The sequence below is a fragment of the Salmonirosea aquatica genome (assembly GCF_009296315.1).
GTDB classification, from domain to species: Bacteria; Bacteroidota; Bacteroidia; order Cytophagales; family Spirosomataceae; genus Salmonirosea; species Salmonirosea aquatica.
Genome location: NZ_WHLY01000002.1, coordinates 5,724,508 through 5,736,397, shown reverse-complemented (window position 1 = coordinate 5,736,397; position 11,890 = coordinate 5,724,508). Strand labels below are relative to the sequence as shown.

Annotated in this window: 9 protein-coding genes; 6 read left to right on the top strand and 3 right to left on the bottom strand. The window is 44.4% G+C overall.

The features are described 5' to 3' along the window. Positions 1–119: 119 nt before the first annotated feature. Positions 120–650, top strand: a complete 531-nt coding sequence (locus GBK04_RS24715; RefSeq protein ID WP_152764358.1) for a DUF4142 domain-containing protein — start codon at positions 120–122, stop codon at positions 648–650. Positions 651–866: 216 nt separating this feature from the next. On the opposite strand, the gene GBK04_RS24710 is transcribed toward GBK04_RS24715, so the two are convergent. Next, positions 867–1,886: an acyl-CoA reductase gene (locus GBK04_RS24710; protein WP_152764356.1), complete on the bottom strand. Its 1,020-nt coding sequence runs from the start codon at positions 1,884–1,886 to the stop codon at positions 867–869. Between the two features lie 131 nt (positions 1,887–2,017). Here GBK04_RS24710 and GBK04_RS24705 point away from each other — a divergent pair, with 131 nt between their 5' ends. From GBK04_RS24705 to GBK04_RS24695, 3 genes are all read left to right on the top strand, one after another. After that, positions 2,018–2,365, top strand: coding sequence for a 4Fe-4S binding protein (locus GBK04_RS24705; protein WP_152764354.1), 348 nt, complete (start codon positions 2,018–2,020; stop codon positions 2,363–2,365). Between the two features lie 352 nt (positions 2,366–2,717). Further along, the gene (locus GBK04_RS24700; RefSeq protein ID WP_152764352.1) at positions 2,718–3,941 is read left to right on the top strand and encodes a porin; all 1,224 of its coding nucleotides are present in this window, start codon (positions 2,718–2,720) and stop codon (positions 3,939–3,941) included. A 75-nt stretch (positions 3,942–4,016) separates the two neighbouring features. Next, on the top strand, positions 4,017–5,345 hold the full coding sequence (locus GBK04_RS24695) for an ammonium transporter (protein WP_152764350.1): 1,329 nt from the start codon (positions 4,017–4,019) through the stop codon (positions 5,343–5,345). A gap of 144 nt (positions 5,346–5,489) precedes the next feature. On the opposite strand, the gene mtaB is transcribed toward GBK04_RS24695, so the two are convergent. Together mtaB and GBK04_RS24685 are read right to left on the bottom strand one after the other, a co-directional pair. Then, positions 5,490–6,830 carry a tRNA (N(6)-L-threonylcarbamoyladenosine(37)-C(2))-methylthiotransferase MtaB gene (gene mtaB, locus GBK04_RS24690; RefSeq protein WP_152764348.1) on the bottom strand — a complete coding sequence of 447 codons (1,341 nt, stop codon included), beginning with the start codon at positions 6,828–6,830 and terminating at the stop codon, positions 5,490–5,492. Positions 6,831–6,855: 25 nt separating this feature from the next. Beyond that, positions 6,856–8,718 (bottom strand): LTA synthase family protein, encoded by a 1,863-nt coding sequence (locus GBK04_RS24685; protein WP_152764345.1) that lies wholly within the window; start codon positions 8,716–8,718, stop codon positions 6,856–6,858. Between the two features lie 82 nt (positions 8,719–8,800). On the opposite strand from GBK04_RS24685, the gene GBK04_RS24680 reads away from it, so the two are divergent. Together GBK04_RS24680 and GBK04_RS24675 are read left to right on the top strand one after the other, a co-directional pair. Further along, positions 8,801–10,987, top strand: a complete 2,187-nt coding sequence (locus tag GBK04_RS24680) for a glutamine synthetase III family protein (protein WP_152764343.1) — start codon at positions 8,801–8,803, stop codon at positions 10,985–10,987. 265 nt (positions 10,988–11,252) lie between these two features. Then, entirely contained in the window at positions 11,253–11,813 is a 561-nt protein-coding gene (locus tag GBK04_RS24675; RefSeq protein WP_152764342.1) for a hypothetical protein, read from the top strand. Positions 11,814–11,890: the final 77 nt, after the last annotated feature.

Below are 11,890 nucleotides of genomic sequence, written 5' to 3'. Positions count from 1 at the left end.
TATTTTTTTAAAAGATAATAACCTTATACAAAGTGCAATACAAGGTATGATGGGTTTTGGCATGGTTGTTTATATAACCTTTGCTTAATAATTTTTTTAAACCATTCATACCAACAATTATGAAAAAGATCAAATTGTCAGCCTTGTTGCTAGTAGGCTTGTTTGTGGCGGTTTCCTGTAAAGATGATGATGACGGCTTAACCATGGTTCCTGAAGCGGACCGGAATTTTGCGATGATGGCAGCCGATGGAGGAATGCTGGAAGTACAGCTGGGACAACTTGCCCAAAGCAAGGGGATGACACAGAGCGTGAAGGATTTTGGCCAGATGATGGTGACCGACCATACTAAAGCCAATGCTGAATTGGAGGGGATTGTAAGCTCAAAAGATATTACGCTTCCTACCACGTTGAGTACCGCGAAGAAGCAAAAATATGATTCTTTGGCGGCTATGCAGGGAATGGCTTTCGACAGTGCTTATGTTCGGGTAATGGTAATGTCTCATCAGGAGACGATTGATCTTTTTCAGGAAGAAGCCAATAATGGAAAGGACTCTGAGTTGAAATCCTGGGCATCAGGCAAACTGCCGACGTTAAATCAACATCTGACTAAAGTCGAGGCAATCCAGGATTCTTTGAACATTGGCTTATAAATGGGAGGCGATTTAGCATCCTGTTAATCTAAGAAAGCCGAAGAGAGTCATCATTTTCGCCTGCAAGAAAATAATCGAGTATTTGCAGGTTTGTAAGCTCAAAACTTTCCAAGGCTTTAAAAACCACATCCCCGGAGATAGATAAAATTCTATCTCCGGGGATGTGGTTTTTGAGCAACTAACTAGGGTTGTGGAAGCTAGGGTACCTTATGGGTCTTATAACTCCTGTAAAAAGGCCATAGTGTCTACACCATCGGCAAAATCGTTCAATCCGGGGGATTGGGCTGTTCCAAAAGACACAGCGTGGGGATGTATCTCCTTATCGGCCACCATGCACTGAATTTTATCAGAGAGCTGTTCCAGTTTTTCCAATACGGATTCCATGGACTCATATTCCTCATAGTATACCACACTGAGCGGTGAAACCAATGCTTCATTGGGAGTCACCATCAAAAAGCCATTGTCCTGATGTATGGTTCCGTTGACTAATAGTACAGCCTTGTTGTATTCATAATTGTTAAAATACTTATGGTGATGCGTGAACTCCAACTGCTTGGCTTCCGCACATTCATATAGCTTGGCAAAGTCGTAGCCATTGGGTACGTAGAGTTTTGATACATTCCGGCATCCCAATCCAAAATAAAGAAGAATATCATCCACAAGTCCCGTAAGTTCCTGTTTGGTTTCTTTGCCCGTCAACACGGCAACCGAGGTACGGTTTTTACGGATAATATGAGGTTTAGAAGCAAAATAGTACTCAAAATATCGTGCAGTGTTGTCGCTACCCGTTGCGATAAAGGCCGCGGCGGCATTGATCCGGTCCACAAAGGTGATGCTCTCGGCTATGGCGGGTTCCAATCTTTGTAAAGTGGTCAAGAGGTACATCATCAGAACCGTATCGTCCTTGCTGAGTTTAGCGAGTAGGTGGTGACCACTAATTAACACGCAGAGCGCATCGTGAAATCCTACCGCGGGGATATTGCCTGCCATGACTACCCCGATTTTTTTTGGAGATTGAGGTTCTTCATATTGGCTGGCGAAATCTCTTAAAAGCTGAGGATCGAGATAGTTCCGGGCAATGGATTCCAACGATATGAGGCAATTCGTTGGAGTAAACCAGCCATTTTTACTACGGGCCAACCGCGCCACCTCTTCATTCTCTATGGAATTAGTAGGATCAAGAAGATAAGTTCCTAATTTTGTAAGGGCATTTATTCGATTAATTCTGTTTAACATACTAGTTTTTGTCAGTATAATGCCATTCAGTAAGCTAATTCTGAATATACCAATTGTTGTGAAACTATAAATAATTATATTTGTTACTTCCTTCAAAGGAAAGTCGAACAAATATAAACAATCCGACGACCATGGCTATTACGATCACAGATGAATGCATTAACTGCGGTGCCTGCGAGCCCGAATGCCCCAATACCGCTATCTATGAAGGCGGAGTTGAATGGGCTTGGGGTGATGGAACCAGCCTCGACGAAGTAGATTTCGGCGATGGTACCGTAGTCAGTGGTAAAGAAAAACAAGTTCCGGTATCCGATGAATTCTACTATATAGTGTCAGATAAATGTACTGAGTGCATGGGCTTTCATGAGGAACCTCAGTGCGCGGCAGTATGTCCGGTAGACTGTTGTGTTCCCGACCCCGACCATGTTGAGGATGAGGAAACTCTGCTGGCTAAAAAATCCTGGATGCACGCAGAATAGAAGGTATTATACATTATGGAAAGGGCTCATTTTGAGCCCTTTTTTTGTACCAAATTTTATTGGACGGCCGAATGAAAGTATAACTTAATATATAAAATTTTTTAAAAACCGGAATAGTATACACGTTATACATTTGGTATTATTCAGTAAATACAAAATATAATTTCAATAAGAAAATAAGAGACAGAACTGGATTTATATTCAGATTACAACTACTTATTATATTTTTTTGTGAAAAATAGGCTTATAGGGCTAATATTTCATTCCTACTATTTGATGTTAATCATTTATAGTCAATATTTGTCATGTAAAAAGTAGTAGTTCTCCCTTTTCATCTAAACAAAATAAAATTATGAAAAAAGTTTATTTCACGGTATTATCTATTCTTGTTCCGTTTTTGGGTTTTACCAAGGCGGATGACAAAAAAAATAGTCAGACCGAAGAGGTAAAGAAGACCACAGAAGCCAAGGAGGACGGTGATACCAAGAGCCCTTTCACCTTTTCAGGGTACCTTGATTCGTACTACATTGGAAACTTCAACAAGCCGCTATCCCGCTCCAATACCGGGGTGGCCAACGCCCGCGCTTTTGACATTACTTCGGGGCAGTTTCAATTGGGTCTGGTGCAAACCAAAATGACCTATGCCAATGATAAATCGGAGGCAGTTGTTGATTTGACCTTTGGACCCAATGCCGATTTAGGTAATTATGGTAATCTGGTCAGTGTTCTCAATCCCGACTATACCGGTATGGCCCTAGCCATCAAACAGGCCTATTTTACTTACAACTTCACGGATAAGTTTTCCATGACCGCCGGCCAGTTCGGTACTCATATTGGTTATGAAGTAATTGACGCTCCCGTCAATTTCAATTATTCCCTCTCCAATCTGTTTAACAATGGTCCTTTCTACCATACGGGTTTGAAGGCTACTTATGCTTTTTCGGATCGGGCATCGCTGATGCTTGGAATCGTGAATAATGTGGATGGACTGGGTGATAACAACCGTCAGAAAGGTTTTATTAGCCAGTTGTTCTTTGCACCTGTCGAAAACTGGAATGTATACCTCAATTATATGGGGAGTAATGAAGCCAGCCAGGATGTTCCGTCGGTTCCTCAGGATAAAGCCTTCTATAGTATATTTGATTTGACTACCAGCTATCAGATCACCGAAAAATTCCTCTTGGGTCTCAATGCCGCCTACGGATCTCAAAAGGGTGATTTTCAAGGAGGAGGTGGTCCATCGTCTGCCCAAACCTGGGGAGGTGCCGCAGTATATGCTAACGTGGCTCTATCTGATGTTTTCGCCATCGGCGCCCGTTACGAAAACTTCAACAATACGGATGGTCCTCGGGGCTTGGTCAACAGTGCCGGAGTAGGTACCAAAGTAAATTCCTTCACACTGACCGGTAACTTTACGTTGGCGGATGGCCATGTTCTACTCAAGCCTGAGCTGCGTATCGATAGCTATCCAAAATTCGGTAATTCGAGCGAAGGTCAACAATTTGAGGATTCTGATGGCAGGTACACCAATAACAGCCAAACTACCCTGGGAATGGCCTTTATCTATTCCTTCTGATTCCCGTATTCTTTTGCACAATCTCTGTGAACCTTTCCTATACAAAAAGTACAACCAAAACCATCTTTAAAAAAAATGCAAAAGCCAAATTACGTGCCACTTTTGATCCTGCTGGCTATTAGCTTGTTAGGAGTGTTTTTGCCCGCTGTGCCTTCCCAAATCATTACGGAGGGTTTGGATACCGGCGACATCGCCTGGATGTTAGTTGCTAGTGCCATGGTATTGCTGATGACCCCGGGTCTGGCGTATTTCTATGGCGGAATGGTCAATAACAAAAATGTGATTTCTACGATGCTCCAAAGCTTCATCGCCATGGGGGTGATCAGTGTACTTTGGGTGACCGTAGGATTCAGCCTTGCCTTTGGCGATTCTGTCGGAGGGTTTTTCGGAAACCCTACTACCTACTTTATGTTCAACGGGGTATTGGACAGTACTCCCTGGTCACTGGCTCCGACCATTCCCTTAGCGTTGTTTGCGTTTTTTCAACTGAAATTTGCCGTTATCACGCCAGCATTAGTCACGGGTTCAATGGCTGAGCGGGTCAACTTTCGTTCGTACGTACTGTTTATTATCTTGTTCAGCCTGTTCGTATACGCACCTTTGGCCCACTGGACCTGGCATCCCGAAGGATTGCTATTCAAGATGGGCGTACTTGATTTTGCCGGAGGTACCGTAGTGCACATGTCGGCAGGTTGGGCGGCATTGGCAGGAGCTTTGTATCTCAAACGCCGTAAATCACATCTGGAAGCCAGTGTATTACCTCCCGCTAATATTCCTTTTGTGTTGTTAGGTACCGGTTTGCTGTGGTTTGGCTGGTTTGGTTTCAATGCGGGTTCGGCAGTAGGCGCCTCGGCTTTGGCAGTTTCTGCCTTTGCTACTACGAATACTGCTGCCGGTGCGGCGGGAATAGCCTGGATTCTTTTCGATGTTGCTAAAGGTAAGAAAGTCTCGGCATTAGGATTCTGTATCGGTGCGGTGGTAGGGCTGGTGGCCATTACCCCAGCGGCGGGCTTCGTTACCATTCCCTCCTCGATCTTCATCGGGGTAGTTGCTGCCATGACGAGCAATTATATCGCTCATCTGCGTACCAAGTCTACATTGGACGATACCCTGGATGTTTTTCCCTGCCACGGAGTAGGGGGCATGGTGGGTATGATTATGACGGGAATTTTTGCCAATAGCGGTGTAAACAGTGGAGTAGTCGATCAGGGATTGGCTTATGGCGAAACTACCCTGTTTATCAACCACATGATTGCTCTGGTGCTGGTGTCGGCTTTTGCTTTTGGAATGTCTTTTGCCCTTTTGAAAATCACCGATATGATTCTTCCTCTGCGTGTATCTGAAGAAGATGAGAAAGTCGGCCTGGATATCAGCCAACACGATGAGTTCTTAGTAGAAGCCTAAACTACATTGAGTAATAAGTGGGTATACAACAAAACCACAGTGGTTCTGTGGTTTTGTTGTACTTTAAGAAGTTGTCTGCTACTGGCGGGCAGCTTCTTTGTTATTAGAGGCAATCCGGAAATGTTACATGGTAAATGTAAAGAATCAATGGAATGAATATTCCATATTTTCAGAGACTTCAACCAATCCATTGTCATTGAGCGAACTCAGGTAAAGAATTTTAGTCTCATTGATCAGTAGTGGATCGTACTTAGCCACCACCCGTACGTAATTTTCAGTGAATCCCTGCATTTGCCCGGCCGTAACATCGTCCTCGAACAATACGGTATGAGTAGTATTGAGTTGGGATTGATAAAAGGCGCGCTTCTTTTTCTCAGAAAGAATATGCAACATTTTTGAACGCTCTGCCCGTTCTTGCTTGGGAACAATCGGACCCATATCGAGGGCAGCCGTATGATCACGTTCCGAGTAAGTAAATACGTGAAAGTAGGCCACATCAAGTTCATTCAGAAATTCGTAAGTATTCAAAAACTCCTCATGGGTTTCGCCGGGATGTCCTACAATCACATCAACCCCAATGCAGCAGTCCGGCATCAGGTTTTTGATTTTTCGAACCCTATCCTGATAAAGTTCCCGCCGATAGCGCCGTCGCATCAAGCCTAGGACAGTATTGGAACCCGATTGTAGGGGAATATGAAAATGAGGTACAAAACGCTTCGATTGGGCCACAAACTCAATTATATCATCGGAAAGAAGATTCGGTTCAATCGAAGAAATGCGAAACCGTTCGATGCCAGTAACTTCATCGAGCGCCTGAATGAGCTGAAGGAAATTGTCACGCCGGACTCCTTCCTGAATACCAAAATCTCCAATATTGACACCAGTTAGAACAATTTCTTTTACTCCCTTTTCCGCAATTTCGTGGGCATTCCTTACACAATTCTCAATGGTATCGGACCGGCTTTTGCCCCGGGCCAGCGGTATGGTACAGTAAGCACAGGGGTAGTCGCAGCCATCCTGCACTTTCAGGAAGGTACGGGTGCGATCGTTGAGAGAAAAGGAGGCGTGATAGGCAAGTGGCTCACCAATCGAAGAAGCCAGCACACGGGCATGTTGTCCGTATGGGGATTTCTGAAAGGTACCTAATAGCTCGATCAGCCTGAATTTTTCTGCGGCGCCCAACACGGCATCCACGCCGGGAATTTCAGAAATTTCCCTGGGTTTAAGCTGAGCGTAACAGCCAATTACTGCCACATAGGCGTTGGGATTGATTTGCTGAGCTTCCCGCACAATCTTGCGGCATTTCTTGTCAGCATTCTCTGTGACCGAACAAGTATTGATGATAAATATGTCGGGATTCTGATTGAATTCCACCTTAAGGTACCCCCCTTGTTCGAACATCCGGGAAATGGAGGATGTTTCCGAGTAATTGAGTTTGCATCCCAGAGTGTAGAAGGCAACTCGTTTCGTACTAGTATTATTCATAATGCAAAGGTACGTTATTTCGAAATTAACGCTTCAAATAATCCCCAAACAACGATTGGAGATAGGCTTTTCCTGTTTCCTTATCATTGGGATTCAGGTTTCCGCTGCTTTCAACTTCCCGTTTACCAATATTGTCATAGACCAGGGTACCCCTGGGTCTCACCCATCCAAATCCATTATTAAATGAATAAAACGCGTAGGGAATACGCCCCTTTCGTAGTAGACCATTGCTCCATGAAAATCCGGTGGAATCATAACCGAGTTGGTCCAACAGGGTTGCTGCTAAATCGGTTTGCGATCCTAAGGTATCTACCTTGATACCTTTTTGTTCAACAGGTCCACCGAGCCAAAGCATAGGGATGCGGAACTCTGACGACCGATCACTAGCGGTTTTGGGGAGCGGATGGCCGTGATCTGCCACGATGACAATCAAAGTATTTCTCCACCAGGGCTTCGTTTGAGCTTGCCGTATAAAATTCCCCAAGCTTGCATCCGTGTAGTGAAGGGAGTTCAGGAACTTATGCTCGATATCCTGGCCTGGAATGGCAGTTTTTTCAGGCACCTCAAATGGTTCGTGACTGCTTAACGTAAAAAGGGTAGTGAAAAAAGGAGTTTTCTGACTATTAAGATCTACCAGTAAACGATTGAATACTATATGATCGTGAGCTCCCCATTTAGAGTTTTTCTCAGAAGATGCAAAGTTATTGTGGTCTATGATGCGATCGAATCCGTGCTGTAAAAGGTAGGATTTAATGTTGGCAAATTCAGTTTCACCACCGTAATAAAACGAGTTTTGGTATCCGTGCTCTTTTAGTGTGCGAGGTAAGGAGGAGAGGGATGCTGTTTTGGTAGGAAAGGATATGATCGAGGTAGTAGGCTGGGCGGGATAGCCGCTTAATATTGCTACGATCCCCTTCGGACTACGGTCGCCGCTGGCATACAGGTTTGTAAAGAGTACTCCCTGCCTGGTAAGCGAGTCAAAATTAGGTGTAATGCCAGGTAGTCCGCCGAGAGACGATACGACCTTGGCGGTTAAGCTTTCCCAGATAATTAGCAGGACATTAATTTTTTGTTTCGGTTCAATGATTTGCACAATCCCACTTGACACAGGCCGTAAAGAATTCAGTCGGGTATGCGCAACCTCGGGAGACATAGAGATAAAGGGGTTATTCTTTCTGCCCGTTCCCTTTACGGCGGAACTGAAAAAGTTCCAGGTGGCATTTACTGCCAGTTGATTGGCGAAATTATCGCTTGAGTAATATACCCGGCTTTGGTTCATGGGGGCCAATCCAAGTCCGCCCCGGATCGGGATAATGAGAGTAGCAGTAATGAATAGGAAAAGGAGCGGAGTCAGCCAGGGAGATGAAGGTTCAAAAGAGACAAGTAGATGTTTAATAATCTTTGCCTGAAATAGCGAGATCAGGGTAATCAGAATAAGCAGAATGAAAAGTAACAATAAAAGTGGAGAGGAACTGGCCGAGGCAAACGCCTCGTTGGGGTGTTCCAGAAAATACAAGGGGGTAGTGTCGAGTCGAAAGTGCCAGGCTTTGAACACTTCCAAATCAGCGGTAACAATTAGGGAAACGATTAAAGATATGAAATACGAATAATATAACATTCCACGAAGGTACCAGAGCCACTTGCGGGCGGTAAATGATAGCAGTAGCGTGGGGAGTAGCATCAGGTAGGAGGCCATAGAGAGATCCATAGACAGCCCATGCCAGGCGGATTGAAGAAGCACGGTGGGGGTATCGGCATTACCCGAAAAATACTGATACCCAAAAAAAATACAGCGTAACAGCTGGAAAACCACTACCCAGGCAAGGATCAGGAAAAAGGGTACATTTAAACGGTAAAGTAAAGAAGGAAGGCAATTTCGTATAAACATGGTAATTATCTTGGTCCGGCAATTATTTTTGAGTCCATTTGGCCTTATAGTTGAAATTAACTACTAACATATTACATTTTCTATGTCATACAGATCGAAAGCAATCGAAGTTTCCTTGAGTCGGCAGGCTTTGCCCCTGGTACCTCCAGCCGAGAAAATAACAGAGCTATATGGTATCAACACCTTCAAAGAAGAAACCATGCGGACTCTGCTTTCGCCCGAAGCCTATATAAAAATATCCAACGCCATTCGTTCAGGGTCACACATTGACCGCGAGGTAGCCGAAGAGGTAGCCACCGCCATGAAATCATGGGCTATTTCACGCGGCGCAACCCATTATACGCACTGGTTTCAACCTCTGACCGGAACAACCGCCGAAAAACACGATTCGTTCTTTGATCTTACTTCAAACGGTAAGGCAATTGAGAAATTCAAGGGCAGCGCCCTGGTACAACAGGAACCCGATGCCTCTTCGTTTCCCAGCGGCGGTATCAGGGCTACCTTTGAAGCAAGGGGGTACACAGGCTGGGATCCAAGCTCCCCTGCTTTTTTGATGGATAATGGAGCGGGGGGGAAAACTTTGTGCGTGCCCTCGGTCTTTATTGCCTACACAGGCGAGGCACTGGATTATAAAGCGCCACTATTGAGGGCACTGAATGTTTTGGATAAAGCGGCTACCAGTGTTTGCCAGTATTTCAATCGTGATGTTACCAAGGTGACCGCCACTCTTGGAATAGAACAGGAATATTTTTTGGTTGATAAAGCGTTGTATTATGCCCGTCCTGATCTGGTGATGGCGGGACGTACGGTATTTGGACATGGCCCGGCCAGAGGCCAACAGTTAGAAGATCACTACTTTGGCTCTATTTCCCCCCGCGTCAATGCGTTCATGGTTGATTTTGAGTTTGAAGCCCTCAAGCTAGGAATTCCAGTCCGCACCCGTCACAATGAGGTAGCTCCCGGGCAATTTGAGTGTGCACCTACCTTTGAAGAGGTTAACCTGGCGATCGATCATAATGCTTTATTGATGGATCTGATGCAGAAAGTAGCCGAAAAGCATAGTTTTAAGGTACTTTTTCACGAAAAACCTTTTGCCGGGATCAACGGAAGTGGCAAACATAACAACTGGGCCATTGCCACCGATACGGGAATCAATCTGCTGGCACCTACCTCCAAACCTAAAGAGAATCTGCGGTTTCTGACTTTCCTGGTGAATGTAATCAAAGCGGTCCACGATAACGCCGATCTATTGCGGGCGTCAATCGCTTCGGCGGGCAATGAACACCGTTTGGGGGCTAATGAGGCTCCTCCTGCCATCGTTTCGGTATTTTTAGGCGCTCAACTGACCCGCATGCTGGAAGATTTGGTGGATAGTGGGGAGATCACGCTGGAAAAGGGCGAAAATTTTTATTATAAGCTCGGAATTAACCGGATACCTCAACTTTTCCGGGACAATACGGACCGGAACCGTACCTCACCCTTCGCATTTACCGGAAATAAGTTTGAATACCGGGCCGTTGGGGGCAATGCTAACAGCGCTTCCCCCATGATTGTATTGAACACCATTGTGGCCAATCAATTGTTTGCTTTCAAAAAAGAACTTGACGAACGACTTGCTACGGGTGAAGAGAAAAAAATCGCGGTTGTGGAAATCCTGAAGAAGTACTACACTGATTCCAAACGCATTCTCTTCGAAGGCAATGGGTACTCTGATGATTGGGTCGAGGAAGCTCAAAAACGCGGCTTGTCCAATATCAAAACCACTTATGAGGCGCTGGGAGTATATACCCACAATGCTACGATGTCATTATTTGAAAAGCTAGAGGTACTCAATAGCCGTGAATTGCACGCCCGTTATGATATCGAACTGGAAAACTTTATCAAGAAAATCCAGATCGAATCTCGGGTAATTGGTGATTTGGCTCTTAACCACATTGTATCGACCGCGGTCAAGTACCAATTTAAACTAGCTCAAACGGCCCGCTCCCTATCAGATCTTGACATGCACGACGAAGCTGCCCCAATTCGGGAAATCATTAGCGAAATTTCCAGTCACGTAATCATTATTAAAAAGCTAGTGTATGAAATGACTGAGAGCCGGAAAACTGCTAACTCTTTGGAAGACCTGGTTGAGAAAGCAAGATCCTATACGGAGAACGTCAAAGGCTATTTTGATCGTATTCGGTACCATGTAGACAAACTTGAGCTCGTAATTGACGACGAAGACTGGCCACTAGTCAAGTATCGGGAAATGCTTTTCATCCGTTGACAGGAGGGATGCTAATTCAAGTTAGCATCCCTTTTTTATTCAATATTCATGGTACGATATGAATTTCTTTCAAATTACCTTTCCAAAAATTGGTATATTGTGATAGAAACTTCCTTCATCTACGCATGGCATTACCCGCCAGAAAATGAAGTTTGGATATTTTTTGACAAATTATTGGGTGATAAGTCATATTTGGTGATAAATCGTAAATTTGCCCGTTGAATTTTTTAATGGAGATCAATCTAAACAACAATTAATCAGCATTATGAATCCCGGTTTCGATCCCGAAGAAATTGCCCAACTAAAAAAGGAATGCAGGGCTGAAGGCATGAATTTCATATACGTCGAAGATGAATTTGATGAAGATGAGTACGAAAATAATGAGCATGCACATGTGCAATTCATAGGGTACCATAATTCACGTGAGGTCGTATACGATGCCCTGATTTATACACTGCGGCTCCACCATTCTACATTAGTGTATGATATGGCCTTGGAACGCGTACAGAAGCAAATACCAGGGTACCTTCCTCCTGATGAACGGGGGCTAGACATGGCCGAGGATCCTGACAAGGACGAAGAAGCTGAGCTACTTCTTACTGAATTTATTGAAGAAATTGAAGAGGACGAGGAGATTAAGGTTTCTGAGCACGTAGAAATCGATACTGATTTTGAATATGGAATCGGTTTGGAAGTTGGATTAAATAAGGATGAAATCTCAGAAAAGGTTATCAACGATTTTATTGCCCATTTTAATGCCGGTCGTCTGAATCTTGATAAAGGGGTTTATTCTTTTAGAAGTAGCGAGGAAGAAGAAGAGGATTGATCATCAGGAATATATACTTTATGTATCGTATAAAACAAAAGAGCTCCCGGTTTCCACCGGGAGCTCTTTTGTTTTAT

Coding starts and splice junctions, on each gene's coding strand:
- mtaB (WP_152764348.1), bottom strand. CDS start 6,830: ATGAATAATACTAGTACGAAACGAGTTGCCTTCTACACTCTGGGATGC.
- GBK04_RS24710 (WP_152764356.1), bottom strand. CDS start 1,886: ATGTTAAACAGAATTAATCGAATAAATGCCCTTACAAAATTAGGAACT.
- GBK04_RS24685 (WP_152764345.1), bottom strand. CDS start 8,718: ATGTTTATACGAAATTGCCTTCCTTCTTTACTTTACCGTTTAAATGTA.
- GBK04_RS24715 (WP_152764358.1), top strand. CDS start 120: ATGAAAAAGATCAAATTGTCAGCCTTGTTGCTAGTAGGCTTGTTTGTG.
- GBK04_RS24695 (WP_152764350.1), top strand. CDS start 4,017: ATGCAAAAGCCAAATTACGTGCCACTTTTGATCCTGCTGGCTATTAGC.
- GBK04_RS24680 (WP_152764343.1), top strand. CDS start 8,801: ATGTCATACAGATCGAAAGCAATCGAAGTTTCCTTGAGTCGGCAGGCT.
- GBK04_RS24705 (WP_152764354.1), top strand. CDS start 2,018: ATGGCTATTACGATCACAGATGAATGCATTAACTGCGGTGCCTGCGAG.
- GBK04_RS24700 (WP_152764352.1), top strand. CDS start 2,718: ATGAAAAAAGTTTATTTCACGGTATTATCTATTCTTGTTCCGTTTTTG.
- GBK04_RS24675 (WP_152764342.1), top strand. CDS start 11,253: ATGAATCCCGGTTTCGATCCCGAAGAAATTGCCCAACTAAAAAAGGAA.